This window comes from Hydrogenophaga sp., assembly GCF_030651625.1.
GTDB lineage: Bacteria > Pseudomonadota > Gammaproteobacteria > Burkholderiales > Burkholderiaceae_C > Hydrogenophaga.
The window spans coordinates 1-26,373 of the sequence record NZ_JAUSCF010000023.1 but is presented as its reverse complement, the minus strand read 5'-3'; the positions used below and the strand labels follow the sequence as shown (position 1 = coordinate 26,373).

Sequence of the window (26,373 nt, the reverse complement as noted above, 5' to 3'; positions counted from 1 at the left end):
AGTAAGTGCATTTGTCGGCGCGCGGGCCCCCATCCCCGCCTTCCCCCAGAGGGGGAAGGAGCCAATTCCCCTGTTCGCCCTGAGCCTGTTGAGGGGCTCACCCATCTGCTGGAGCTTGAATGAACCCGAACGACCTCCCACCCGAACTCACGCACGAAGCCTATGCCCAAGCGCTGCTGGCAGCAGTACGCGAAGTGGCGCAAGGCCCGCTGGCCGCTGTGGTGGACGCCTGCGACCGCGACGGTTTTTACCCGCGCGACGTGTTGCAGCAACTGGGTGCGCTGGGCGTGTTCAGCGCGCACCTGGATGCCCCGGTGGGTCGGGCCGATTACGGGCTGGCCATCCGTGCCATGGCCGAGGTGTCGCGCGTGTGCGGCGCCACAGGCTTCATGGTGTGGTGCCAGGCGGTGTGTGGGCTGTACATGCAGGCTTCGGGCAACCCGGCGCTCATGGGTGAAGCGCTCACCGCGCACGCCAGCGGCGCCACGCTGGGCGGCACCGGCATGTCCAACCCCATGAAGAGCTACGCACAGATCGAGAGCCTGCTGCTCAAGGCCACGCCGGTGGAGGGTGGCTATCTGGTGAACGGCTCGCTGCCCTGGGTGAGCAACCTGGGGCCGGACCACGCCTGCGGTGTGCTGGCAGCCGTGATGGATGGAGATCAAGGCGCGAACAGAGAAGTGATGTTCCTGCTGCGCTGTAACGGCGAAGGTGTGACGCTGCGCGAATGCCCGAGCTTCTCCGCCATGGAGGGCACGGGCACCTACGCGCTGCATCTGAAGGACCACTTCATCGGTGCTGGCGAAATCATGGCCGACCCGGCCAAGCCGTACATCGCGCGTATCCGCGCGGCCTTCGTGATGCTCCAGTGCGGCATGGCGGTGGGCGTGACGCAGGGCGCCATCGATTCCATGTGGGCGGTGGAAGACCCGCTGGGCCATGTGAACCAGTTCCTGGAAGACCGGCCCGATGCCCTGCAGGCCGAGCTGGACGCGCTCACCGCGCGCGTGATGAAGCTGGCCGAAACGCCCTTCAACCCGTCGGTGGAGTTTTTCATTGATGTGCTGGACGCGCGCGCCCACGGTGCCGAACTGAGCCTGCGCGCTGCGCAGTCGGCCCTGCTGCACCAGGGCGCGCGCGGCTACCTCATGAGTTCGGACGTGCAGCGCCGCGTGCGCGAATCGCACTTCGTGGCCATCGTCACACCGGCCATCAAGCACTTGCGCAAAGAAATTGCGCGACTGAGCCAGGAAGTGAGCCCGGCATGAGCGCATCAAGCGGGTCAGCCCCAGTGAGCACCCTATCCGCCATCTATGGCGAGGTGCGCGAGATGCCACCCTCCGACATGCCCACCCCTCCGTTCGGGCTGAGCCTGTCGAAGCCCTCGCCCGACGCATCAGCATCACAAGCCACCGCACCCTTCCACACCTACATCTGCGAAGCCTGCGGCTACATATACGACGAAGCCATCGGCGACCCAGACAGCGGCCTGAAGGCCGGCACCCGCTTCGAAGACATCCTCGAAGACTGGTACTGCCCCCTGTGCGGCGTGACCAAGGCCGACTTCACCCCTTACGAAGCCCCTAGCTTGGAGACCCTGCGCGCCCGCATGAACAGCGGTGTGCCAACGGCCGTGGCACCTTCGCGGCAGGCACCCGGCGTGGTGATCGTGGGCGGTGGCCGGGCCGGCTGGCAGATGGCCGAATCACTGCGTGCACTCGACGCCGCCCTGCCCATCACCCTGGTGAGCGCCTGCACCGCCGACGTGTACGACAAGCCGATGCTCTCCATCGCCATGGCGCGCCACATGGACCTGGACCGACTGGTGAAAGAGACCGGCACCCAGGCCGCCGAACGCCTGAACGTGCGCCTGCTCGCCCACACACACGCCGTGCGCATCTGCCCTGACACACGCACCCTGCGCACCACCCGCGGCACGCTGCGCTACGACCAGCTGGTGCTAGCCCACGGCGCACAGGCCGCGCTGCCGCCCGCCTTGCCGGCCGAGCTGTGCTGGCGCATCAACCACCTGGGTGCCTACCGCAAGCTGCGCGCCGCACTGGGGGAAACAGCCAAAGACGTGGTGATCGTGGGCGCCGGCCTCATCGGCAGCGAACTGGCCAACGACCTGGCGCTGGGCGGCCACCGCATCACCCTGCTGGACGTGATGCAGCGCCCGCTGGCGCGCTGGCCGGGCGAACAGGCTGGTGACCCGCTGCTGAACGCCTGGCAGGACCTGCCGATCCGCTTCGTGGGCGGTGTGCAGGTAGCCAGCGTGGAACGTCTGGGCGAGCGCTACCGCGTGACCACCGCATGCGGCCAGCGCTTCCCGGCCGACCAGGTGGTGGCCGCCGCCGGCCTGGCCACACCGCCGCGCCTGGCGCAGAGCGCCGGCCTGGCCTGGGACCAGGGCATTGCCGTAAAGCCGCAAGACCTGGTCACCAGCAACCCGCGCATCCACGCCCTGGGCGACTGCATCAGCATCCAGGGCCAGACCAGCCGCTTCATCGAACCCATCGCCCGACAGGCCCGCACGATAGCGGCCGCCATTTGCGGTGCTGAAGCGGTGCCTTACGAGGTGCGCCCCGCTACGGTGCGTGTGAAGACGACCACACATCCTTTGACGCTGCATTGAGCGCATCACCATTCGAGAATGCCTAATCACTGAGCAGATCGATGTAGGCTTGGTAGCTGAAGGTGCGGTTCTTTTTCTGGCCGGTGACCTCGGTCACGATACCCAGTTCCTCCAGCAACTTGACGGCGGCGCTGGCGGTGGGGAAGGTGGTGCTCAAGGCCTGCCTGACCCGCTCCACCGTGAAGCGCGGCATGGTGGGCAACAGTTCAAACAGCCGGTAGCTGGCCGGCCCCGCCTTGGGGTGCTGCAACAGACGACGTCGGTCAGCGGCCACCAGGCTCGCCAGTGCCACGATGTCCCGTTCGGCTTTGGCCGCCGATACCTCGACCCCTTCCAGGAAGAACCCCACCCAGGTTTCCCAGTCGCCGCCGGTTCGGATGGCAAACAACAGTCGGTAGTACTCGGCCTGATGGTGCTTGAGGTATCCGCTCAGATACATGAGCGGTTCGGGCAACAAGCCCCAGTGTTCCAGCAGGGCCGCGATGAGCAAGCGACCCATGCGACCGTTGCCATCGAGGAACGGGTGGATGGTTTCGAACTGCGCGTGCACCAGCGCCACTTTGACCAGCGGCGGCAGGTCTCCGTCTGGCGCGTGAATGTACTGCTCAAGGTCCGCCAGCAGACCGGGCACTTGATCGGCCGGGGGCGGCACGAACACTGCGTTGCCGGGCCGCGTGCCACCGATCCAGTTCTGAGAGCGGCGCAATTCGCCCGGCTGTTTACCAGTGCCGCGCACGCCGTTGAGCAACAGGCGTTGCGCGTTGCACAACAGGCGCACACCGAGCGGCAATCCGGCCGTATCGCGCAGGTTGTCCTGTACCAGTCGGAAGGCCTGCAGGTAGTTGGTGACCTCTTCCACGTCGTCGGTGTTGCTCACGGCAAGGCCGGCTTCATCGTCAAACAGGTCGGTGAGCGTGGCCTGTGTGCCCTCTATCTGGGAGGTCATCAAGGCTTCCTTGCGGATGGCACTGTACAGCAGCCAGTCCACCGAAGGCACCAGCTCTGCCACGGCAGACAGCCGCGCCAGGGCCGTTTGTGCTGCTCGGTTGCGCTCCACCCAGGCCTCGTCTGCCAACGCTGGGGCTGAAGGTGGCAATGTGTGGGGGATAAAAGCCTTGACCGGCTCACCCAGCGTGGTGGTCGTTGCGTAGCGGCCTGTGATGCGTGCCATATGCAAGATTTCTTGACATCAGACTTCGCATATTAAAGCGAACTTTAATTTGATGGCAGCCTTTTAAAGCAAACTTTCAATAGCCATTCACACCGCCTGCACCGCAATCACCCGCCTCGCCGGCTTTTCAGGCCGTTCCGCCCGCGCCCGCAACTGCCCGCACCCACCTTCTACATCTTGCCCGGCGGAGTGGCGCAATTTGGTGAGAATGCCCAGACGGTGCAGGTGGCGTGCCATGGCGGCGGCACGTTCCCAGCTGGGGCGGCGGTAGGGCAGGTCGTCGACCGTGTTGTACGGAATCAGGTTGAGCACCGCGTACTTGCCCTTGAGCAACCGCTCGATGCCGGCCAGTTCATCGTCGCCGTCGTTGATGCCTTCGAGCAACGTCCACTGGTATTGAATGGGGTAGGCGGTGGCGCGCGCGTAGGCCTCGCCGGCTTCCACCAGTTCGTCGGGCGTCATGCGGGGTGCGCGCGGCAGCAGCTGCTCGCGCAACGCGGCACGGCTGGTGTGCAGCGAAAGCGCCAGCGCAGGCTTCACACGCCCTTGCGGCAGGGCCTCGAACACGCGCGGGTCGCCCACGGTGGAGAACACCAGGTTCTTGTGGCCGATGTTGCCCAGCGTGCCCAGCAGGTCGATGGCCTCCAGCACGTTGTCCAGGTTGTGCGCAGGCTCACCCATGCCCATGAACACCACCTTCTTCACCGGGCGCAGCGTGCGCGCCAGCGCCACCTGGGCCACGATCTCGGCGCTGCCCACCTGGCGCACCAGACCGCCTTGCCCGGTCATGCAGAACACACAACCCACCGCGCAACCCACCTGGGTGGACACGCACAGCCCGCCGCGCGGCAGCAGCACGGTCTCCACCAACTGGCCGTCGTTCAGGGCCACCAGCAGGCGCGCGGAACCATCATCACCCGCGTGTTGTGATTGCAGGCGGGCCAGGCCTGCCATTTCGTCCGACAACGCGGGCAAGGCATTGCGCAGCGCGGTGGGCATGAAAGCTTCCAGTGCGCGCCGCCCTTTGTCTTGCGGCTGGGCCTGCGACCACAGCCTCAGCACCCGCTGCTCGTGCAAGGGTTTGGCGCCGAGGGCGCGCAGGCGTTCGCGGAGGGTTTCGATGCGCATGTCTGGCTGGTGCGGAAAAATCAATACCCCGATTAGGACACAGGGCCAGCCGGAACGCAGACGGCTTCAACCGGCCTTGAAGAAGCGCAACACCGGCCCCAGTGCGGCCAGGGCCGCGTAGCAGCCCACGATCTGCCAGTACATCGAGGGCGCTTCGTCCCGGTCGTAGACCCGACGGAAGTAGGCCTTTCCCGTGAGCAGGGAAAGCAGAAACGCCACCGAAAACACCATACCAAACCAATCCATTCACGCGCCTCCTTGGAACACTATCGGACAGTCACGGCAGGACAACAAGCATCGCCCTTGTGTGCCGTCGCCCACGCCGTGAGAATGTCCTCACTGCCCACCCACATTCAATACAAGGAGCCCCCCATGCTGGAGATGGTGATCACCGCCCGTCCTGCCGATCTTGGCCACGGCCTGACCGTTCGGCGTGTGCTGCCCTATGCCAAACGCCGCATGGTGGGACCGTGGATCTTCGTGGACCATGCCGGCCCGGTCACCATGGCGCCGGAAGACACCAGCGCCGCCGACGTGCGGCCGCACCCGCACATCGGGCTGTCCACCGTGAGCTACCTGCTCAGTGGCCAGGTGATGCACCGCGACAGCTTGGGCGTGAAACAGTCCATTGTGCCGGGCGACGTGAACTGGATGACCGCTGGCCGCGGCATCTCGCACTCCGAGCGCTTCAGCCACCCCGAGTCGTTCGCCGGCGGCGGCCTGGAGCTGATGCAGCTGTGGGTGGCCCTGCCCGAAGCCGATGAAGAAACCGAGCCCGCCTTCACCCACTACCCGGCGGCGGATCTGCCGGTGCAGGAAGCCGGCGGCGTGTGGATGCGCCTGATCGCCGGCAGCGCCTACGGCATGACCAGCCCGGTGCGCACGCATTCGCCGCTGTTCTACCTGCACAGCGAATGGCAAGCCGGCGCATCCAGAACCCTGCCCGGTGGCCACAGCGAGCAGGCGGTCTACGTGGCACACGGCGAAATCGAACACGCCGGTCAGACGTATGTGCCGGGTCAGTTGCTGGTGTTTGGCGACGATGAGAATGCCGTGATCACAGCCCGCGAAAAAAGCACGCTCATGATCTTCGGCGGCGAACCGCTGGGCGAGCGCCACGTGTTCTGGAACTTCGTGTCGTCGAGCAAGGCGCGCATCGAACAGGCCAAGGCCGACTGGCGGGCGGGCCGTATTCCGCTGCCGCCGGACGACAACCAGGAATGGATTCCGCTGCCGGGTTGAGACCAAAGGTCAGTGCGTGCGTGCTTCAGCCTCTGACACGCCCTGCAAGATCAGCGAGTGCCAGCCCGTGCGGTAGGTCTCGTAGCCCGGTGACGCAGCGTGTGCCACGCAGGTGGGCTTGCCGTCCACCCGCAACACCGCCGAGCTGCGCGACTGTGCCAGCAAGGGCTTCCAACCGCTCAGGTCGATACGCGCCGGGCCGTTTTCTTGAGAATCGGCCAGCACCTGACCACTGTCGTCGATGATGCAAACACGCGTTCTGCTCCATTCGTCCGTCGTGAGCGGTGTGCGGCGCACGATGGTCAGTGCCAGTGCGTCCCAGTTGAACAGGATGCCGAGCACACCCAGCACCTTGCCTCGCACATCGCCACCTTCGCGCACCGCGCAGGCGTACACCAGCACCCGCTGGCCGTCGACCAGTTCTGATGCATGCACGCTGGAGCAGGCGAACTCGCTGCCGTCGCGCGAAGCCAGGGCCTGGGCGAACCAGTCGCTGCCAGACACATCGGCGCCCACGCTGTGAAACTGCGCCGGGCGGCCGTTGACCAACACCGTGCCCAGGGCGTCCACCAGCACCAGGTCGCTGTAGACGGTGTACGAGTCCAGGATCTGCCCCAGCCGCCGCTGCGCATGGCGCCGCCGGTCTTCGCTCGGGTCGCGCACGCAATCCACAGCAGCTGCATCGGTCGCCCACCAGCGCACGTCGCAGCTGCGTTCATAGAGGTTGCGGTCGATCAGGTCGATGTTGGTGAGCGCGAGCTCGCACAGGCGGGCATCGCGCACCTGCGTCACGTAGCCCTGCACCGCATGACGCATCTGAACACCGGTGTGCTGAGCATCGCCGCGCAGCCGGTCGGTGAGCATCTTGACCTCGCCTGAGAGGCGGTTCATTTCGCTCGCAACCACCGCAAAGCTGCCACCGGCAGCACCGGCGTGCGCGGCTTCGATGCGCGCATTGACCGACAGCAGCTGAGTGGAAAGGTTCACCCTGCTCACCTCGTCCAGTGCCGTGTCCACACCCCGCAGCAGCGATTCCGACAACGAGCCGATCACTGCGATGTGTTGTTCGACCGCTTCACCGCGGTCGGTCCCGTTGGTGCCCGCTGCGGTCGCACCGTTTGCCCTGTCTTCTGCCATCACGAGACTCCTTGTTCACCTGCCCCGAGAGTCTTTCGACACATCCCCCGTGGGCTTGAGCCGTGAACTGGAATACCTGCGCAATCAGTGTCTGCCGTCACAAACCCAGCGCGGTCAACCCTGCATGCTCGTCGGGCCGCCGGCCCAGCGGCCAATGGAACAGCCGCTCGCTTTCATGGATCGGTCGGTCGTTGATGCTGGCGTGGCGCTGCTCCATATAGCCCTGCGCGTTGAACTGCCAGTTCTCGTTCCCAAAGGAGCGGAACCAATGCCCCGAATCGTCGCGCCATTCGTAGACGAAACGCACCGCGATGCGGTTCCCAGCAAACGCCCACAACTCCTTGATGAGCCGGTAATCCAGCTCCTTCGCCCACTTGCGCACCAGAAAAGCATGCACCTCGCCCCGACCCACCGGAAACTCAGCCCGGTTGCGCCAGCGCGTGTCTTCGGTGTAGACCTTGACCACGCGATCAGGATCACGCGTGTTCCAGGCGTCCTCGGCCATGCGCACCTTTTGCGCGGCGGTCTCGGCGGTAAAGGGAGGCAATGGTGGTCGAGGTTCCATGACGTGATCAACTTTCAAAAGGAATGCGGCGCGTAGCGCATGCCAGGTACAAAAAGAGTGCTCCAGCTGCAGGCCCCCACCCCAACCCTCCCCCAGTGGGGGAGGGAGCGAATGCGCGCATGCCTGAGGGGTAGTCCGCTCCCGCTTGTGCCGTGTGGCCGGGCTGAGCAGCGCAGCGGCGTGGGGATCAGAAATTCGCATGTCCGAAGGCCGCGCAGCGGACAAGTTTGCGAATTTCCCCCACGACGCGAGCAGCGCAAGGAACCCCGCAGGGGCCCGAACTTCGGCTCGCCTTTCTTTGGCCTACGTTTCTTTGGCGAAGCAAAGAAAGGTAGGTCGGCCGCCGGGCCGAGACCCGGCCAAGCCAAGCTTCCGGAGAAAAAAAGTGGCACGGCTAGCCCCTCTACCCGGAGGCGCGGTGAGTCTTCACGTCCTGCAGTCAATACTGCTTATAGGGGAGGAACTTGCCCGACATCACGATGTTCACCCGATCCCCATTCGGATCGGCCTGGCGCTGCATGTCCATCTTGAAATCGATCGCGCTCATGATGCCGTCGCCGAACTCTTCGTGGATCAGCTCCTTGAAGGTGGTGCCGTACACGCTCACCAGTTCGTAGAAGCGGTAGATCAGCGGGTCGGTGGGCACCGAGGTGGGCAGCGAACCCTTGTAGGGCACCACCATCAGCCACTTCTGCTCATCGGTGGAAAGGCCAAATATCTTGCCCAGCACCTTGGCCTGCGCCGGCGTGGCGGTCATCTGGCCCAGGCACAGCGCGGTGGTCCATTCCTTGGACTGGCCTACCTTCTTGGCCACGTCGGCCCAGCTCAGGCCTTTGGTGACTTTGGTGGAGATGATCTTTTCGGTGACGTCGAGTCGGCTCATGTGTTGCCTCTTGGTGGTTGGTGAAGAAAAGTTGGAGCGAGGGGAAGTTGTCCAGGGACACCGCGGATCCGGCTTCGCCGGTCCCAGGTGTCGCCCCTCTCTCTGAGGGGGTGGCGCCGAAGGCGACGCGGGGGGTTCAATGGGCTCGCGCACGCGAGACCAAAAAATCCACGATGTGATTGCGCAGCTCGTAGTAGCCATCCAGGTGATGCAACTGTGCGCGGCTGCGCTGGCGCGGCAGCGGGTTCACCACCACCTCGGCCATGCCGCCGGGCACGTAGCCCTGCTCGGTCTCCTGGCCATTCGTCATCAGAAGGATGCGGTCGGCCAGCAGGATGGCTTCGTCCACATCGTGCGTGATCATGAACACCGTCTGGTGTGTCTCGTTCACGATGGCCATGAGCTCGTCCTGGATGGTGCCGCGGGTGAGCGCATCCAGTGCGCCAAACGGCTCATCGAGCAGCAGCATCTTGGGCTGGATGGCGAAGGCGCGCGCAATGCCCACGCGCTGTTTCATGCCACCTGAAAGCTGGCTGGGCTTTTTGTCGATGGCCGGGCTCAGGCCCACCAGTGCCACGAACTTCTCCACGTGCGCGTTGATCTGGCTGCGGCTCCAATCCGCCCAGCGCGACTTGACTGCGAACGCGATGTTCTGCCGCACCGTGAGCCAGGGCATGAGCGCGTGGCTCTGGAACACCACACCGCGCTCCAGGCTGGGGCCGGCGATTTCTCGCCCGTCCATGAAGCAGTGGCCACTGGTCGCGGTGTCCAGTCCCGCGAGCACGTTGAGAATGGTGGTCTTCCCGCAGCCGCTGTGGCCGATGATGCAGACGAACTCACCCTTGTCGATGGTGAACGACACGTCGGCAAACACCGGCTTGTCGGCCTGGTAAGCCTTGGCGAGTTGTTCGACTTTGAGGAAACCAGTCATCGGGGAGGCTTTCGGTGTGGCGGCTGAGGTAGCGGTTGACTTGGCGTCGGTGGCGGCCTGGCGCGCAGCCACTTCAAGCCGTTCTTCGGATTCACTCCACATAGGTCACCACCTTCTGCAGTTGCGCAAACATCAGGTCCAGCAGCATGCCCACCACGCCGATGAGCAGCACGGCAAAGATCACATTGGTCAGCGACAGGTTGTTCCATTCGTTCCACACGAAGTAGCCCACGCCTGTGCCTCCCACCAGCATTTCGGCGGCCACAATCACCAGCCAGGCGATGCCCATGCTGATGCGCATGCCGGTGAGGATGGTGGGCGCGGCAGCCGGCAGGATCACCTGGAAGGCCTTGCGGATCGGGTTCACTTCCAGCGTGCTCGCCACGTTGAGCCACTCGCGTTTCACAGCGGACACCCCGAACGCGGTGTTGATCAACATGGGCCACACGGAGCAGATGAAGATCACGAAGATGCCGCTCACGTCCGAGTCCTTCAGCGTGTAGAGCGCCAGCGGCATCCAGGCCAGCGGGCTGATGGGTTTGAGCACCTGCACGAAGGGGTCGAACGCCTTGCGCATCAGCGGCGACATGCCAATGAGGAAGCCCAGCGGAATCGCCACCGCCATGGCCAGCAGAAACCCGAGCCCGACGCGGGCCAGCGAATGCGCCAGCTGGATGCCGATGCCTTTGTCGTTCGGCCCGTTGTCGTAGAACGGGTCCGACAGGTGCCCCCAGCTGGCTCTGGCCACTTCAACAGGCGGCGGGAAGCCGGTGCTCTTGGCCGCACCGGGATCCCGGCCCATCATCTTTTCGTACTCGATCTGCTCGGCCGTGAGGCCGGCCGACGACCCGCCGATCGACGGCCCCGTGGTGGACAGCTGCCACGCCCCCACGAAGACGACGAAAATCAGCAGCGACACCATCGCGGCGCGGAAGTTGAGGTGAGCGTTTTTCATCGATCAAGGTCCTGCAAAACAGAAGGCACGTTCCAGAAACACGGCCGGCTCCACCCGATGGGGCCGCAGGCGCTGCGCCATCGAGGGAATCCGCGCAGTGCGTCAGGGTGGCTCAGGCAGCGCGCCGGATAGCGAAGCTGTTGAGGTATTCGGCCGGCTTGGCCGGGTCGAACTCCTTGCCCATGATGGTGTGTTTCTTGTAGGCCGGACCTGCCGTGAACTCCTGGCCCAGGTCCTTCATGTGCTTGCGGGCGTCGGTGATCAGGAACACGCGCTCGGCGATCTGGTTGTAGTTCACGTCACCCTTGATGTAGCCCCAGCGCTGCATCTGGGTCAGCATCCACACCGCCATGCTCTGCCATGGCATGGGGTCGAAGTCGGCGCGCTCGGGCACGTTCTGGATCTTGCCCAGACCATCGGCAAAGCGACCGGTGAGCACCTGGGTCAGCACCGCTTCGGGTTGGTTGAGGTACTGGCTGGGCGCGATCACCTTGGCAATCAGCTCGCGGTTCTTCGGGTCGCGCGCCATCGCAGCCGAGGTGAGCACCGCGCGGTAGAGCGCCGCGAACGTGTTGGGGTTCTTCTGGATGAATTCGGTGCTGGTGCCGAAAGCGCAGCACGGGTGTCCATTCCAGAGGTCGCGGGTGAGCACGTGGATGAAGCCGACTTCATCGAACACCGCGCGCTGGTTGAAAGGGTCGGGGCCGAGAAAGCCGTCGATGTTGCCGGCGCGCAGGTTGGCCACCATTTCCGCCGGCGGGATCACGCGCAACTGCACGTCGGTATCGGGGTTCAGGCCGGCCTCGGCCAGGTAATAGCGCAACAGGAAGTTGTGGATCGAGTAATCGAACGGAATGCCGAACCTGAAGCCCTTCCAGTTCTTGGGATCGCGGTTGTCCTTGTGCTTCAGGCTCAGCGTGATGGCCTGGCCGTTGATGTTCTGGATGGTGGCCACGTTCATGGGCACCGCGTTACTGCCCAGACCGAGGCTGATGGCAAGTGGCATCGGCGAGAGGAAGTGCGACGCGTCGTATTCCTTGTTGATCATCTTGTCGCGCACCAGGGCCCAGCCAGCGGTCTTGGTGACCGCCACGTTGAGCCCCTGCTTTTGGTAAAAGCCCAGCGGCGCGGCCATGATCAGCGGCGTGGCGCAAGTGATGGGAATGAAGCCGATGGTGAGGTCTTTCTTTTCCAGCGAACCTTGCTTCTCCTGCGCCATGGCCTGCAGGCTGGCCACCGGCAGCACGCTGGCGATCGCGGCCATGGCCGTACCCTTGCCCACGGCGCGCAGGAAACGGCGGCGTTGCTCGTCGTGCGGGAACAGCGCCTTCACCAGGGTCGCCTCGATGAACTCGTTGCTGTAGGCCTCGAACTCGGCCGTCTCGCTTCGCCGGCGCAATTCCACGGCCGCGCTGTCGGCGGCCACTTCGGCATGGTGGTCGGCCAGCGTGTGGTCCCGGCCACAGCTGCACTTGAGCATGAGTGGTCGGTCGGCGTTGTAAGGATCGAAGAATTCGGACATGGCGCACCTCGTGAGTTGATGACGCTTGGCACTTCGCAAGCACCGGGCCAGAACGCCCGCCACATCGACCGTTTGGCGGACCCACTGGCAAATTCGCAAGTCCCAAACCGACGCCGTGTAGGGGCAGCCCTACAAAACCCTGCGGCGACTGCCAGATTCAGGGCGTCACGGGCGGCCGCGCATGGCGTTCGGCATACAGCGCCAGCTCAACATCGTTTTTGGCACCGGTCTTTTCCAGGATGCGCGCACGGTAAGTGCTCACCGTGTTGGGGGCCAGGCCCAGCTGTGCACCAATTTCGCTCACGGTCTGTCCCTGCGTCAGCAAGCGGTACACCTGGTGCTCGCGGTGCGAAAGTGTTTCGGGCCCGCCTTGTGCGCCTGTGCTGCCCACCGCAGCGGCCAGCGCCTCAGCGGTGTCCTGCGTGAGAAACACGCCACCACTGGCTGCCTTGCGCACCGCAGCCAGCATGTCGTCGGGGTCGGCGCTCTTGTTCAGATAGCCGCAAGCGCCCATGCGGATGCAGCGCACCGCGTACTGCTTCTCCGGGTAGGTGCTGAGCATGAGCACTGGCAAACGCGGGTGTTCGCGCTTGAGCACCTGCAGCACGTCCAGGCCATCGAGCCCCGGCATGGCGATGTCGAGCAGCACCAGGTCCAGGCCTTCGCTGCCTCGCAGGGCTTTCACCTGTGTCAGCACTTCCGGCCCGGTCTGGGCCTCGGCCACCAGCTGCACATCGGAGGCATCGGCCAGGATCTGCTTCAAGCCCTCGCGCACGATGCGGTGGTCATCGGCGATGAGAACGCGAATGGTCTCGGTCACGATATCGTCCCTGTTCATGCTGGGTTGCCCTCTGGAAGCGCCAACGTAAGGCACATGCGCGTACCAGCGCCCGGTGCGCTGTGGATGTGGATCTGGCCGCCGAAATGCCGCGCGCGCTCGCGCATGCCCATCACGCCATAGGCATCGGCCGCTTCAAAAGCCTGCGGGGGCGCGCCCACGCCGTCGTCCTGCACGGTAAGCACCAGCTCGCCTGCGCGCGCGGTGATGTCGACCGCCAGGTGCCTGGCCCGGGCGTGGCGGCCCACGTTGCTCAGCATTTCCTGAAAGATGCGAAACACCGCCATGGCCAGGGGTTCGGGGGGGTCGGGCACGTCGTCCACCGCCATGCACCAATCCAGTGCGAGTTCAGCCGATTGAACGAACTCCTGCGCCTGCCACTCGAGCGCGGCCCACAGGCCCTGGTGATCGAGGATGCTGGGCCGCAGGTCGGTGATGATGCGGCCCACGTTGTCCACCGCGTTTTCAATAAGCCGGCTCATGTTCTGGCACTTGCAGCGCATGCGGGTGCGCATGTCTTCGGCCGCGTCCGGACTGCGCTGGGTCTGCTCGGCCAGGCGCTTGTCCATCCAGTTCACATCCATCTTGAGCGCCACCAGCAGGCTGCCCAGTTCGTCATGCACCTCGCGTGCGATGCGGGTACGCTCGTCTTCACGCACGGTTTCCGACCATGCCGCCAGCTCGCGCACCTGGTGAAGCGCCGTCTCCAGCGCGCCCGTGCGCTCTCGCACGCGCTCTTCCAGTTCGTCCTTGGCCCGCTGCAGGGCGTCGGCCGCCAGGCGCCGTTCGGTGATGTCCACAAAGGTGACCACCGCACCGCGCACCTGGCCCTGGTCAACGATGGGATGGCTGGAATACTCCACCGGAAAGGCGCTGCCATCGCGGCGCCAGAACACCTCGCTGTCGATGCGGCACGGCAGGCCCTGGCGGAAGGCGTTGAAGATCGGGCACTGCGCCTCAGGGTAGGCAGAGCCGTCGGCCCGGGCATGGTGGGTCAGCTCGTGCATGTTGCGACCCTGCACCTCGTGCGGCTCGAAGCCGATCATGCGGGCACCCGCCAGGTTGATGAACACACAAAGGCCGTCCAGATCTACCCCATAGATGCCTTCGCCGGTGGAGGCCAGCAGCAGCTCCAGCGGGTTGCGCCAGGCCTCGCTGGCGGCGGCCAGCGGTTGACGAAGCCAGGCGTGTGGGTCCATTTGCATGACATGCATCAAGCAATGGATGTGCCACTCAGGTGCACACCCACCCAAAACCGGCGTGACACGGCACAATCTCACGTCGTTGCCGCACGCCGGCCAAACCCTCCCACCACCGCCCCACCATGGCATTCCTCGACATGCTGTTCGGCAGCCGGCGCAGTGTCCGCGCCACTGAAAACGCCCTGCAGGTCGAAGGCTCGGCCAGCGCCCATGAAGCGGCTTTCCTGTTGCGAGCGCCCACCGCCCTGATGCAGCTCGACGAAGTCGAGGCGCTGACCGTGGTGCGCTTCATGCGGCCCTGCCGCCACAGCACGGGCACCATCATCATCCGGCAGGGTGAAACCGTCGACACCGGATTCATGGTACTGGTGCTGGAAGGCGAGATCACGGTGGAGTCGCTGATGCCCAGCCGGGCCGAACCGGTCACCGTCAACGTGGTGGGGCCCGGCAGCCTGATCGGGGAGATGTCACTGGTCGACGGCGCCGCCCGCTCTGCCACCTGCACCGCCAGCACCGACGTGCACTGCGCCGTGCTCGACCGCCAGGCGCTCGAAAGCCTGATTGCCGAACAACCCACCACCGCCGCCAAGCTCATGACCGCTGTGGCCCAGCGCCTGGCCGAGCGCCTGCGCGACAACCGGCACAAACTGCAGGTTTACAGCCAGCTGGTGCAGACGATGCAGGACGAGATCGACAAATTGATGGAGTAGCTTCGGCACTCCCCCCTGCGCCGCTGACGCGGCTTCCCCCCTCCGTAGCGCGCCTGCGGCGCTTCGAGGGGGGACGGCATCTCGGGCCGGCAAAGCCGTCCCTGGCTGCCCCTGGACTGGGGCACTTCGCGCCGGTGGCTTCTTGGATTGGACACTGTCAGTAGACTCCCCTTCGCTCCTCGCGCTTGAGGTTTCGCGCATACCTCAGCCTCTCCGCCAATGAAGGGCAGCCAAATCCAAGGGCAGCAAGGGTCCGGCTCCGCCGGCCCAAGCTGCCGTCCCCCCTCGAAGCGCCGCAGGCGCGCTACGGAGGGGGGAAGCCGCGTCAGCGGCGCAGGGGGGTGCTACGTATTCGGAGCGGTCTTCGAGCTCCAGATCATGGTGATCACCAGAATGCCCATGACCACACCCAAAGAGATCGCCACCGGGATCTTGTAGATGTCGATGATCATCATCTTGGTGCCGATGAACACCAGGATCACCGCCAGGCCGTAGTTCAGCAGGTGGAAGCGGCTGGCGGCCGCCTGCAGCAAAAAGAACATGGCTCGCAGGCCCAGGATGGCGAACACGTTGCTGGTCAGCACGATGAACGGATCCTTGGTGATGGCGAAAATGGCCGGGATGGAGTCGACTGCGAAGATCACGTCGGTCATGGCCACCAGCGCCACCACCATCAGCAGCGGCGTGGCAATCTTCTTGCCGTTCTCAAGCGTCCAGAACTTCTCGCCGTCGTATTCCTTGCTCACCGGCAACACCTTGCGCAGCAGCCTGAGCGCAGGGTTGTCGTCCAGGCTTTCTTCCTGGCCGGCGGCCCACCACATCTTCACGCCGGTGAGGATGAGGAAGGCACCGAACAGATAAAGAATCCAGTGAAACTGGTCCAGCAGCCAGGCGCCCACCAGGATCATCACCGTGCGCAGCACGATGGCGCCGATGATGCCGATCATCAGCACGCGCTTCTGGAACGCGGGCGGCACAGCGAAGTAGGTGAAGATGAGCAGGAAGACGAAGATGTTGTCCACCGCCAGGCTCTTCTCGATCAGGTAGCCGGTCAGGAACTCCAGCGCCTTCTCGTTGGCCACGGCCGTGGAGCCGGACATGTCCTTCACCGCCCACCAGAACATCGCGTTGAACACCAGGCTGAGCAGCACCCAGGCCAGCGACCACCAGAGGGCCTCCCGCACCCCCACCTCGTGGGAGCCTTGCTTCTTGAGCACGGCGAAGTCCACGAAAAGCGCCGCGATCACGAACGCGACGAACACAAGCCACAGCCAGGGTGGCGCAATTGATTCCATGAGAAAGACCTCGATTGGTGGTGTTGAAAACACCCCCAAGGTCTTGCCAGGGCCTGGGCATGGCGCCCGGCCTGAGGTTTCCGGCCGCCCCGGCCTGAATGGCCAAAGCAGCGTGCTGACGAAAACCCCTTCAGCCGGGGCGGGCTGAAAACCCGCTGGCTGATCGACTACTCCCCTTGATGGGACGGTCGATTATGCTGCATTGGCGTTTTATGCACCATGTTCAAGCCCTTGGCTCACGTTCTACGAACGCGCCTTTCGTGAAACAAACCACAGGACTGTCGCAACTTTGCCCTCATGCGCGGCCCAGACAGGGATCGGATTCTTTTGCCCGAAGCGCCACCCCGTGCGCCTGAAGACCGAAACCACGCGATAAGCAAGGATTCCGTCCGCGAGAAGTGCCTTCATCCAGAGATACCGTGGAACCGGCTCTGCCGGGCCACTGGTGTATCGTCCCCTGGAGGGGGTAGCGCGAAGCGCTGCGGGGGTGGGCCCAATCAGGCAGCTTCGCGGTAGAAGAAGTCCTTGCGCAGACTGCGTGGCGCCAGCGGTTCCACGCCGACGCGAATGGCCTCGATGTGCTGAGGCGTGGTGCCGCAGCAGCCGCCCACAATGTTCACCAGCCCTTCAGACGCAAACTCGCGCAGGAGGCGGCCGGTGACCTCAGGCGTTTCGTCGAAGCCGGTTTCGCTCATCGGGTTGGGCAGGCCGGCGTTGGGATAACAACTGATGAAGGTGTCGCCCGCGACCTTGGCCAGTTCCTGGATGTAGGGGCGCATGAGGGTGGCGCCCAGAGCGCAGTTCAGGCCCACCGCCAGCGGCTGCAGGTGGCGCACGCTGGCCCAGAAGGCGGTCACGGTCTGCCCACTGAGGATCCGGCCCGAGGCATCCGTGACGGTTCCGCTGATGATCAGCGGCAGGCGTTCGCCACTGTTTTCAAAGTATTCGTCGATGGCGAACAGCGCGGCTTTGGCGTTGAGCGTGTCAAAAATCGTTTCCAGCAGCAGCACGTCCGCCCCGCCTTCCACCAGCGCTTCCACCTGCTCGTGGTAGGCCGCACGCAATTGCTCGAAGGTCACATTGCGGGCGCCAGCGTCGTTCACGTCGGGGCTGATGCTGGCGGTTTTTGGCGTAGGGCCCAGGGCGCCGGCCACGAAGCGCGGCTTGTCGGGCGTGCTGAACTTGTCACAGGCCGCACGGGCGATGCGGGCCGAAGCCAGGTTCATCTCGCGGGCCAGATCGGCCATGTCGTAGTCTTCCTGCGCGATCGTGGTGGCACCAAAGGTGTTGGTCTCGATCAGATCGGCGCCAGCGGCCAGATAGCCCTCGTGAATGTCCTGGATCACCTGCGGCTGCGTCAGGCTCAGCAACTCGTTGTTGCCCTTCACGTCTTTGTGAAAGTCCTTGAACCGCTCGCCCCGGTACTGCGCCTCGCCCAGCTTGAAACGCTGGATCATGGTCCCCATGGCGCCATCCAGAATGGCAATGCGTTGCGAGAGGATGGCGGGCAGTGCCTGGGCGCGGGTGTAGGTCGGGGTGGTCATGGACCCGATTGTAGGAAGTCAGGCGGTTGCCGCGCGCAGTGGATCATCCGTCCTTGCCGATGTGCAGAATAATCATCCGTGAGCGTCACGGTTCAACTCACCTTTCAGTTCAACGCATGGCGTCGGAGGACATTTCATTGAATGACTCGCCGCAACCAATCGTCCAGGCCGTCGCCAGTGAGGCGGCACACGTTTTCTCGAAAGGGGTAGTCGAGCAGATTCGGTTGATCGCAGGACTGGGGGTCGAGGGTGATGCCCATTGCGGCATCACGGTGCAGCATCGGTCCCGGGTCGCACGCGATCCCGGGCAACCGAACCTGCGACAGATTCACCTCATTCACGCAGAACTCCTCGAGGAACTGGACACCCAGGGTTTCTCCGTGTCACACGGTCAGATCGGCGAAAACATCACCACCCGCCATCTCGATCTTCTTGCGCTGCCGGTGGGCACCGAATTGCACCTGGGGCCGTCCGCCATCGTCAGACTGACGGGGCTGCGCAACCCTTGTCACCAGCTCAACCGGTTCCAGGAAGGGCTCATGGCTGCCGTGCTGGACCGCTCGTCGGACGGAGCACTGGTGCGCAAGGCGGGCGTGATGGGTGTGGTCACGGCGAGCGGCGTGGTGCGGGCCGGTGACCTCATCACGGTCAGACTGCCTGTGGCCCCGCATCGATCACTTGAGCCGGTCTAGGAGGCCGCATGACAGCGGCCTGAGTCCCGGACGGCCCATGCCCGACAATATCCCTTATGAATCACCTGCTCCCCAAGGAAGCCTGGGCATGGCTGCAGGCCGAGACCGCGCGACGCGCCGCGCTGGGCCAGGACGCACCGCTGTTCGTCGACGTGCGCATGGAGATCGAGTCGCTTTACGTGGGTCGGCCGCCTGGCGTAGAGAACATTCCCTGGTACGAATACCCCGACCTGACCCCCGATCCGGCGCGATTTGCGGCGGCGGTGGAGGACGAAGCTGGCAACAAGGAGCGGCCGGTGCTGCTGATCTGCCGCAGTGGCAAGCGCACGCTCGACGCCGGAATGGCGCTGGAAGCAGCGGGCTTCAAGGAAGTGGCGCACGTGGTGCACGGCTTTGAAGGCGAGCTCAACGATGCGTTCAAACGCTCCAGCCTGAATGGATGGCGGTTCGATGGCCTTCCATGGGAACAGATGTGACCCGCAGTGGCACCCTGTTCGCCTCCACGGACGAAGACGCGAACCCAGAACCCAACAGATCGATTCATGATTGACATTTCCCCTGAAGGCGAGGTGCTGGAGACCAGCCTGGGCGTGCTGAACGAAGTGTTCGGCTTTGATGCGTTTCGCGGCCCGCAGGCCAACATCGTGCAGCACGTCTGCGCGGGTGGAGACGCGCTGGTGCTCATGCCCACCGGCGGCGGCAAGTCGCTGTGCTACCAGGTGCCCGCGATTGTGCGCGAGCGCGCCGGTCAGGGCCTGACCGTGGTGGTCTCGCCGCTGATTGCGCTGATGCACGACCAGGTGGGCGCGCTGCTGGAGGCGGGCGTGGCCGCTGCGTTCCTGAATTCCAGCCTGTCCGGCGAAGACGCGCAGCGCATTGAAAAGCAGATGCTGCGCGGTGAGCTCACATTGTTGTACGCCGCACCCGAACGGCTGACCACACCGCGCTTTCTGGCGCTGCTGGACTCGCTGCACGAGCGGGGCAAGCTCAGCCTGTTTGCCATCGACGAAGCCCACTGCGTGAGCCAGTGGGGGCACGACTTCCGGCCCGAATACCGCGGACTGGTGGTGCTGCACGAGCGCTTCGCCGGCGTGCCGCGCGTGGCACTCACTGCCACCGCCGACGACCTCACCCGTGCCGACATCATCGAGCGGCTGCAGCTGGAGGCCGCGCGCACGTTCATCAGCAGCTTCGACCGACCCAACATCCGCTACCAGCTGGTGGAGAAAAAAGACGCCACCACCCAGCTCCTGCGCTTCATCCGAGACGAACATACTGGCGGCAATGGCGTGCACGACGCCGGCATCGTCTACTGCCAGTCGCGCAAGCGCGTGGAGGAAGTGGCGGCCATGCTGGTGAGCGCAGGCCTGTCTGCCCTGCCCTACCACGCGGGTCTGGACGCCGCCATGCGCCAGCGCCACCAGGACCGTTTTCTGCGCGAAGAAGGTCTGATCATGGTGGCCACGATCGCCTTCGGCATGGGCATCGACAAGCCCGACGTGCGCTTCGTCGCCCACCTGGACATGCCAAAGAACATCGAAGGCTACTACCAGGAAACCGGCCGGGCCGGCCGCGATGGTGAGCCCGCCAACGCCTGGATGGCCTACGGTCTGCAGGACGTGGTGAACCAGCGCCGCATGATCGACGAAAGCCCGGCGGCGGACGAGTTCAAGCAGGTGCTGCGCGGCAAGCTCGACGCCCTGCTGGTGCTGGCCGAGGCCAGCGACTGCCGACGTGTGCGCTTGCTGAAGTACTTCGGAGAAGACAGCAAAGCCTGCGGCAATTGCGACAACTGTCTGAATCCGCCCGAACTGATCGACGCCACCGAGTCGGCGCGCAAACTGCTGTCGTGCATCTACCGTGTGCAGCAGTCCAGCGGCAACGCCTTTGGCGCCGGCCACATCATGGACATCCTGCGGGGCAAGGTGACCGACAAGGTCACCCAGTACGGCCACGACAAGCTCAGCACCTTCGGCATCGGCGCCAACATGAGCGAGACCCAGTGGCGCGCCTTGTTGCGGCACCTGATTGCCCGTGAGGCGGTGCAGGTGAACGACGCGCCGTACAACACCCTGCACCTGGCCGACGCGGCGCGCGCCATCCTCAAGGGTGAGCAGGAAATCTGGTTGCGCCAGGTCAGCGAGAAAGCCGAACGTTCGCGTGGCGCTCGGGCGAGTCGCGCAGGCCGTGCCACCACGGCACCAGAAGGTCAGCCGCTGAGTCTGGCCGAGCGCGATTGCCTGGATGCGCTCAAGGCTTGGCGCGCTGAAGTGGCGCGCGAGCACAACCTGCCGGCGTTCGTGATCTTTCACGACGCCACGCTGCGCGCCATCGCCACCCGCCGCCCCCAGACAGATGCCGATCTGGACGGCATTTCTGGCATCGGCCAGAAAAAGCGAGAAGCCTACGGCGCGGACGTATTACGTGTGGTGAGTGCTTTCGGGTAGGTACGAACAGTCATTTCGACTGCGACTGTCTACCTATGTGGGACTCCCATTTTTAAGGCCGACCGCCTGTCGGTGAGACCCCCTTTTCTCTGAAGAAAAGCTCAAGCTCTTACACCGTTTGGTCGATGAAGCGGATGAGCCCGGGCTGTTCCCGGCGAACCCCCGAACATCACAAATGGAGTGCGGCATGTTCTTCAAACTGCCCTGGTTTGGCAAAAAGTCGAAAGAGACTTACCACGACACACAGGTCCTGGAACTGGACTTCATCGTCGACGAGTTTCACGATGCCATGTCCGACATCAAGGATCCCGTTCGCACCCGTTTGCAGGCCTCGCTCATGATGTGCGAGAGCCCCAAGGACCTCTGGTTCCTGCGCAGCAAGCTGTTCGCGCTGATTTCAAAACACCATTGCGAAAGCATTGCGCACACCCGCGTGGCGCGGCTGGACCAGAAACTTCGGTTTTTGGTCGATCACCACCCCGACTACTCGCCCGACGAGCTGCCCACCGGTCCCATGGCCCTGGTGCACTGAGCGTCAGAATCAGGGGCTTTTCTCTGCCTCATGCAATCGCTTCCTTTTCAACTTTCTTCTCTCCTCTTGCCCGTCCATGTGACGGGCTTTTTTTGCCTTTGAATGGGGCCTCGCTGCCGCCTCATGAGGTTGAGCCCCGGCATTCACCATCCGGCTCCCTAAAATTGCAGCCATGTCGAGCGCCCTCCCCATCCTCATCGTGCTAACCGGCCGCACCCACGCCCACATCCGCCAGCGCCTGGGCGACTTTGACGACTGGATCGCCGTCGGGCTGCGAGAGGGCGGTGCGAAGGTGCGGACACACGACGCCCGGGGTGACCAGCCCCCGCCGCCGTTGCACAGCATTTCCGGCATCGTGATCACCGGCTCCCACGCCATGGTGAGCGACCGCGAGCGCTGGAGCGAGGCGCTGGTGCCCTGGTTGCAGCAGGCGGTGAAGCATTCCGTGCCCACGCTGGGCATCTGCTATGGCCATCAGTTGCTGGCGCACGCACTCGGCGGCGAAGTGACCCACCACCCAGAAGGCGTCGAGATCGGAACGGTGAAGGTGCAGCGCCACCCGCAGACCCAGGACGATCCCCTGCTGGGCCACCTGCCATCCATCTTCGAGGCCCAGGCCGTGCACTGGCAAACGGTGCGGCGCCTGCCGCCCGGAGCGGTCGTGCTGGCCAGCAACGCCCACGAGCCGCACCACGCCTTTCGCTGGGGCACCAACGCCTGGGGCGTGCAGTTCCATCCGGAATTCTCGGGCGAAGCGCTACGGGCCTACCTCGAATGTCTGGGCCCGACGATGGCACGCGAAGGTCAAGACGCCACTCAGATCAGCGCGAGAGTGAAAAACACCCCCGAAGCGGCATCGGTGCTGGCCACGTTCGCACGACTGGCTCGAACCCCATAAACCGTACATCCGTGAGCGCGAAGTGCCTTGGTTCAGAACGCCGCGGAGCCGGCTTCGCCGGGCCGCCAGCGTTGCCCCCTTGAGGGGGTGACGCGCTGAAAGCGCAGCGCGGGGGTGGGCCAGCAGAATCTAGAACCCAATGGTTCTAGATTCGCGCACTTCCGGTTTGATGCGGTGCTCGGCTTCGAGCTGGGCCATGAATTCCTCGGGCGCCAGCGCCTCCGCAAGGATCTCCACCTGGCGTTTCACCGCTGCAAAGTCACCCGGGCACAGCTGATCGAGCTTCAGCAGTCGCGCCGCCAGCCCTGCGTCGAACCGCGCCACATCGCCATCGAGCGCTTCCGTCACGAACATGGTCTCGCGTTGCACCGCCGTGAGCGGCTTGAAGCGGATCTTGAAGGTGAAGCGCCGCAGCGCCGCCTGGTCGATGCTGTCCATCAGGTTGGTGGTGCAGATGAAGATGCCGGCAAAACGCTCCATGCCCTGCAGCATCTCGTTCACCTCGGTCACTTCGTAGGTGCGTTGCGCACCCCTGCGGTCCTGCAGGAAGCTGTCGGCTTCGTCCAGCAGCAGCACCGCCTTTTCCGACTCGGCCTCGCGGAACATGGCGGCCATCTGCTGCTCGGTCTCGCCCACGAACTTGCTCACCAGGTCGCTGGCGCGCCGGATCACGAGCGGTCGTTCGAGCTGCTGGGCCAGATGTTCGGCCAGCGCGGTCTTGCCGGTGCCGGGCGCACCATGAAAACACAGGCACCCGTGCCCACGCGCTTTCAGGGCGTTGATGATGCGCGGCAGCTCATAGCGCGAATCCACGTTCAGCATGTCCAGGCTGTACTGGGTCACGCTTGGGCGCTGCACCAGGTCGGGCCGGCGGCCCAGGGCGAGGTCGGCATTGCGCAGCTGGCGCTCGATCAGGTCGTCGAGCAGCGGTACCACCCTGGATGGCCCCTTCGGCGTACGGCGCGCGCCGGCTTTACCCGGGCCAGATGCCAATTCTGCAAAACGCACGGCGGTGCGGATCTGCGCGGGCGTGAGGCCTTTGCGTTCCGTCAGGCGCGCCACCAGCGCATCAGACACCGCGGTACCTTCCAGCGTCTTGCGCACCAGTTGCTCGCGCGCGCCCGGTGGCGGGCTCTTGAGTTCCAGGTGATAGGCAAATCGGCGACGAAACGCCGGATCAATCTGTTCGATGCGGTTGGTCACCCAGAGTGTGGGCACCGCGTTCGATTCCAGTATCTGGTTCACCCAGGCCTTGCCGCTGACGCTGCTGGTGTGTGAGGGCGCCACATGTTCGGCACGCGCCATGATCTGTGCCGCCTCGCTGGAGATGGGCGGGAACACGTCTTCCACCTCGTCAAACAGCAGCGCGGAATGTGCGGTTCCCTTCAGAAACACCTGGGCGATCTGCAGCGACCTGTAGCGATCGCGGCCGCTCAGCGCGTTGCCGTCGCGATCGGCGTATTCCACTTCAAACAGTTCCAGTCCCGCTGCATGCGCCACCACGCGTGCCAGCTCGGTTTTGCCGGTGCCGGGGGGGCCATACAGCAAAACGTTCACGCCGGGTTCGCGGCGTGCCACCGCTTCACGCAGCAAACCGCAGAGCAAGCGCACGTCTTCGCCCACGTATGCAAAATCCTTGACACCCAGGGCCGAACTGGCGGCAGGCCGGGTGAACACCGCCATGAGTTCGCTCTGGGTGCGGTACTCGCGCATCAGCACCGGAGGCAGTTTCTCGCTGACCTTCATCAGGTCGGCCAGGTCGGTGATGTTGTGCTCGGAGATCAGGTTCTCCACCATGCCGATGCGTTCCAGCCGCGAACCCGCCCGCAGCGCCTCTCCCACTTCACTGGCTTTCACGCCCGCCACGTCGGCAATGGCCGCGTAGGCCTCTGGCGCGTTGTTCACCTTGAATTCGACCAGGATGGATCGCAGGTCGCGCTGGTAGCGCGCCAGCGTGCCGTAGAGCAGCAATGCCCGTTCGGCCCGGTTGAGCTGCAGCAGTCCGGCCAGTGCGTCGATGTTCTTCTCCACCAGCGTGGACTGCTTCTTGAGCGCCTGGCTGAGCCAGTCGCCGGTCACCGCCAGCACCGCCAGCAAGTCCTTGGGGGACTCCTTGGCGTATTCATCGAGATAGAAAAAAAGCGTGCCCTCTTCGTAGGGGCCACGCCACACGCCATAACGTTCCATGAACGCAGGGATCGAGAGCTGCTCCTGGCCGCTCCACAGGTCGTTGTCGCGACAGCGCCGGTTCAGGAAATCACGCAACCGGGCCAGCACGGTGAGTGGCCAGACCAGGTGGCGCCCGGCCAGCGAGAGCATGGTGTTGAGATCCCGGCGCACGTTGAAACGCGGGCCTTGTCGGGCGGCCAGCGTGAGCACGAAATGTGAACACATCAGATCGAGCACCGGGGCCTGACGCAAGCCATGGGGCACAAACACACGGCCTTCGCCCACGAAATGGCTTCGCCCTTCGCGCGACTCTTTCGGGTCCAGCGCCGGGCGAGACACAGTCTCGACGGGCTGCACCGTGCGTTTGGCCATCCAGACACCTCCGTTGACACCGCCGGAAGCCACCAGGGCATGCCAAATGCGGTATTGAAGCGGAACATACCCCAGCTTGATGATTCATGGAAGGGCGTGATGCAAGCAGGGTGGGGAATTTGTCGGGCTTTCGCACCCGCTGCATGCGCCGGCATGGCGTCACAATCGCTTCATGCTGACAAGACAAGACGTTGAGGCGGCCGCACAGCGGCTGGACGGCCAGATACTGGACACGCCATTCGTGGAATCGCGCACGATCTCGCAGATCGTCGGCTGCCAGGTGTTCCTGAAGTTCGAGAATCTTCAGTACACCGCCTCGTTCAAGGAGCGCGGCGCCTGCAACAAGCTGGCGCAACTCACCGCCGAGGAGCGTGCGCGCGGCGTGGTCGCCATGAGCGCGGGCAACCATGCACAAGGTGTGGCCTACCACGCGCAGCGCCTGGGCCTGCGCGCCGTGATCGTGATGCCGCGCTTCACACCGGGCGTCAAGGTCGAGCGCACGCGCGGATTCGGCGCCGAGGTGGTGCTGCATGGGGACACATTGGAGGCGTCGCGTGCCCACGCGAGGGAACTCGCCGAGCGCGAGAGCCTGGTGTTCGTGCACCCTTACGACGACGAAGCCATTGCCGCCGGCCAGGGCACTGTGGCGCTGGAGATGCTGCGCATTCAGCCCGACCTGGACACGCTGGTGGTGGCCATCGGCGGCGGCGGGCTCATTGCCGGCATGGCCACGGCGGCGAAGGCGATCCGGCCCGGCATCGAGATCGTGGGTGTGCAGGCCGAGCGGTTCCCGGCCATGTACAACGCCATCAAGGGCACGCACCTGCCCCAGGGCGCCAGCAGCATTGCCGAAGGCATTGCCGTGGGTACGCCAGGCGTGATCACCCAGGCCATCATCCGCGAGAAGGTTGATGACCTGCTGCTGGTCGATGAAGGCGACATCGAGCAGGCCATCGTGATGCTGCTGGAGATTGAGAAAACGCTGGTCGAAGGCGCGGGTGCTGCAGGTCTCGCTGCGCTCATCAAGCACCCGGAGCGGTTCGCGGGCAAGCGCGTCGGTCTTGTGCTGTGCGGTGGCAACATCGACCCGATGCTGCTGGCCTCCATCATCGAGCGCGGCATGGTACGTGCCGGTCGGCTGGCGCGCATCCAGGTCAATGCGCGTGATGTGCCCGGCAACCTGGCGCGCATCACGGCCACCGTGGCCGAAGCCGGCGCCAACATCGACGAGGTGCACCACCAGCGCGCCTTCACGTTGCTGGCCGCGCAGAACGTGACGATCGAACTGGTGCTTCAGACACGCGGTCGAGAACACATTGACCAAGTGATCGAGGCGCTGCGGGCCGAGGGCTTCGAGGCGCAGGTGGGCTAGGAGCCTGCGCGGCAGAAGGCATCGAAGCGAAACGCGTGGGAAAAGAGCCCAATTCGGCGCCGATTTTGAGGACTGTGGCCGTAGCCACAGCCGGAAAAACGGGGGCGAAGTGGGACTTTTCTCCATGCGTTGC

The 26,373-nt window shown here is 64.6% G+C and carries 24 protein-coding genes; 10 read left to right on the top strand and 14 right to left on the bottom strand.

Annotation, left to right across the window (positions count from 1 at the left end; all coding sequences use genetic code 11):
• The first annotated feature begins 119 nt into the window (after positions 1-119).
• Both Q7V46_RS10200 and Q7V46_RS10195 read left to right on the top strand, forming a co-directional pair.
• The gene (locus Q7V46_RS10200) at positions 120-1,268 is read left to right on the top strand and encodes an acyl-CoA dehydrogenase family protein (RefSeq protein WP_304913433.1); all 1,149 of its coding nucleotides are present in this window, start codon (positions 120-122) and stop codon (positions 1,266-1,268) included.
• A 23-nt stretch (positions 1,269-1,291) separates the two neighbouring features.
• Entirely contained in the window at positions 1,292-2,635 is a 1,344-nt protein-coding gene (locus Q7V46_RS10195) for an FAD-dependent oxidoreductase (RefSeq protein WP_370690322.1), read from the top strand.
• A gap of 22 nt (positions 2,636-2,657) precedes the next feature.
• Here Q7V46_RS10195 and Q7V46_RS10190 read toward each other — a convergent pair whose 3' ends face one another.
• The 3 genes from Q7V46_RS10190 to Q7V46_RS10180 all read right to left on the bottom strand — a co-directional run bounded on the left by Q7V46_RS10190 (position 2,658) and on the right by Q7V46_RS10180 (position 5,180).
• A complete protein-coding gene (locus Q7V46_RS10190) occupies positions 2,658-3,806 on the bottom strand; it encodes a Fic family protein (RefSeq protein WP_304913432.1) in 1,149 nt (382 codons plus the stop codon).
• Between the two features lie 87 nt (positions 3,807-3,893).
• Positions 3,894-4,934: an RNA methyltransferase gene (locus Q7V46_RS10185; protein ID WP_304913431.1), complete on the bottom strand. Its 1,041-nt coding sequence runs from the start codon at positions 4,932-4,934 to the stop codon at positions 3,894-3,896.
• Between the two features lie 66 nt (positions 4,935-5,000).
• Entirely contained in the window at positions 5,001-5,180 is a 180-nt protein-coding gene (locus tag Q7V46_RS10180; protein ID WP_304913430.1) for a hypothetical protein, read from the bottom strand.
• A gap of 126 nt (positions 5,181-5,306) precedes the next feature.
• Here Q7V46_RS10180 and Q7V46_RS10175 point away from each other — a divergent pair, with 126 nt between their 5' ends.
• Positions 5,307-6,176, top strand: coding sequence for a pirin family protein (locus Q7V46_RS10175; protein ID WP_304913429.1), 870 nt, complete (start codon positions 5,307-5,309; stop codon positions 6,174-6,176).
• Positions 6,177-6,185: 9 nt separating this feature from the next.
• Here the strand turns inward: Q7V46_RS10175 and Q7V46_RS10170 are convergent, their stop codons facing one another.
• From Q7V46_RS10170 to Q7V46_RS10135, 8 genes are all read right to left on the bottom strand, one after another.
• Complete coding sequence (locus tag Q7V46_RS10170; protein WP_304913428.1) at positions 6,186-7,313, bottom strand: cache domain-containing protein; 1,128 nt, start codon at positions 7,311-7,313, stop codon at positions 6,186-6,188.
• Positions 7,314-7,410: 97 nt separating this feature from the next.
• Complete coding sequence (locus tag Q7V46_RS10165) at positions 7,411-7,878, bottom strand: nuclear transport factor 2 family protein (RefSeq protein ID WP_304913427.1); 468 nt, start codon at positions 7,876-7,878, stop codon at positions 7,411-7,413.
• Positions 7,879-8,317: 439 nt separating this feature from the next.
• The gene (cynS, locus tag Q7V46_RS10160) at positions 8,318-8,761 is read right to left on the bottom strand and encodes a cyanase (RefSeq protein ID WP_304913426.1); all 444 of its coding nucleotides are present in this window, start codon (positions 8,759-8,761) and stop codon (positions 8,318-8,320) included.
• Between the two features lie 136 nt (positions 8,762-8,897).
• Positions 8,898-9,794, bottom strand: coding sequence for an ABC transporter ATP-binding protein (locus tag Q7V46_RS10155; RefSeq protein WP_370690321.1), 897 nt, complete (start codon positions 9,792-9,794; stop codon positions 8,898-8,900).
• Positions 9,784-10,647: a nitrate ABC transporter permease gene (ntrB, locus tag Q7V46_RS10150; RefSeq protein ID WP_304913425.1), complete on the bottom strand. Its 864-nt coding sequence runs from the start codon at positions 10,645-10,647 to the stop codon at positions 9,784-9,786. The genes Q7V46_RS10155 and ntrB overlap by 11 nt, the downstream gene beginning before the upstream one ends.
• A 112-nt stretch (positions 10,648-10,759) precedes the next feature.
• Complete coding sequence (locus Q7V46_RS10145) at positions 10,760-12,169, bottom strand: CmpA/NrtA family ABC transporter substrate-binding protein (protein WP_304913424.1); 1,410 nt, start codon at positions 12,167-12,169, stop codon at positions 10,760-10,762.
• Positions 12,170-12,326: 157 nt separating this feature from the next.
• Positions 12,327-13,007 (bottom strand): response regulator transcription factor, encoded by a 681-nt coding sequence (locus Q7V46_RS10140; protein ID WP_304913423.1) that lies wholly within the window; start codon positions 13,005-13,007, stop codon positions 12,327-12,329.
• Positions 13,004-14,212: a PAS domain S-box protein gene (locus Q7V46_RS10135; protein WP_304913422.1), complete on the bottom strand. Its 1,209-nt coding sequence runs from the start codon at positions 14,210-14,212 to the stop codon at positions 13,004-13,006. Before Q7V46_RS10135 ends, Q7V46_RS10140 begins: the two co-directional genes overlap by 4 nt.
• Positions 14,213-14,331: 119 nt before the next feature.
• Here Q7V46_RS10135 and Q7V46_RS10130 point away from each other — a divergent pair, with 119 nt between their 5' ends.
• The gene (locus tag Q7V46_RS10130) at positions 14,332-14,919 is read left to right on the top strand and encodes a Crp/Fnr family transcriptional regulator (RefSeq protein WP_304913421.1); all 588 of its coding nucleotides are present in this window, start codon (positions 14,332-14,334) and stop codon (positions 14,917-14,919) included.
• 344 nt (positions 14,920-15,263) lie between these two features.
• On the opposite strand, the gene Q7V46_RS10125 is transcribed toward Q7V46_RS10130, so the two are convergent.
• Positions 15,264-16,214, bottom strand: a complete 951-nt coding sequence (locus Q7V46_RS10125) for a TerC family protein (RefSeq protein WP_304913420.1) — start codon at positions 16,212-16,214, stop codon at positions 15,264-15,266.
• A 497-nt stretch (positions 16,215-16,711) separates the two neighbouring features.
• The gene (locus Q7V46_RS10120) at positions 16,712-17,758 is read right to left on the bottom strand and encodes a homocysteine S-methyltransferase family protein (RefSeq protein WP_304913419.1); all 1,047 of its coding nucleotides are present in this window, start codon (positions 17,756-17,758) and stop codon (positions 16,712-16,714) included.
• 116 nt (positions 17,759-17,874) lie between these two features.
• Between Q7V46_RS10120 and Q7V46_RS10115 the strand changes: the two genes are divergently transcribed.
• The 5 genes from Q7V46_RS10115 to Q7V46_RS10095 all read left to right on the top strand — a co-directional run bounded on the left by Q7V46_RS10115 (position 17,875) and on the right by Q7V46_RS10095 (position 22,327).
• Positions 17,875-18,450, top strand: coding sequence for an MOSC domain-containing protein (locus tag Q7V46_RS10115; protein WP_304913573.1), 576 nt, complete (start codon positions 17,875-17,877; stop codon positions 18,448-18,450).
• Positions 18,451-18,506: 56 nt separating this feature from the next.
• Complete coding sequence (locus Q7V46_RS10110; RefSeq protein WP_304913418.1) at positions 18,507-18,926, top strand: rhodanese-like domain-containing protein; 420 nt, start codon at positions 18,507-18,509, stop codon at positions 18,924-18,926.
• A 66-nt stretch (positions 18,927-18,992) separates the two neighbouring features.
• Positions 18,993-20,897, top strand: coding sequence for a DNA helicase RecQ (recQ, locus tag Q7V46_RS10105; protein ID WP_304913417.1), 1,905 nt, complete (start codon positions 18,993-18,995; stop codon positions 20,895-20,897).
• 187 nt (positions 20,898-21,084) lie between these two features.
• Positions 21,085-21,429 carry a hypothetical protein gene (locus tag Q7V46_RS10100; protein ID WP_304913416.1) on the top strand — a complete coding sequence of 115 codons (345 nt, stop codon included), beginning with the start codon at positions 21,085-21,087 and terminating at the stop codon, positions 21,427-21,429.
• A gap of 172 nt (positions 21,430-21,601) precedes the next feature.
• Complete coding sequence (locus Q7V46_RS10095) at positions 21,602-22,327, top strand: glutamine amidotransferase (RefSeq protein ID WP_304913415.1); 726 nt, start codon at positions 21,602-21,604, stop codon at positions 22,325-22,327.
• A gap of 129 nt (positions 22,328-22,456) precedes the next feature.
• On the opposite strand, the gene Q7V46_RS10090 is transcribed toward Q7V46_RS10095, so the two are convergent.
• The gene (locus Q7V46_RS10090; RefSeq protein ID WP_370690327.1) at positions 22,457-24,721 is read right to left on the bottom strand and encodes an ATP-binding protein; all 2,265 of its coding nucleotides are present in this window, start codon (positions 24,719-24,721) and stop codon (positions 22,457-22,459) included.
• A gap of 319 nt (positions 24,722-25,040) precedes the next feature.
• Between Q7V46_RS10090 and Q7V46_RS10085 the strand changes: the two genes are divergently transcribed.
• Positions 25,041-26,240 carry a threonine ammonia-lyase gene (locus tag Q7V46_RS10085; protein WP_304913413.1) on the top strand — a complete coding sequence of 400 codons (1,200 nt, stop codon included), beginning with the start codon at positions 25,041-25,043 and terminating at the stop codon, positions 26,238-26,240.
• Positions 26,241-26,373: the final 133 nt, after the last annotated feature.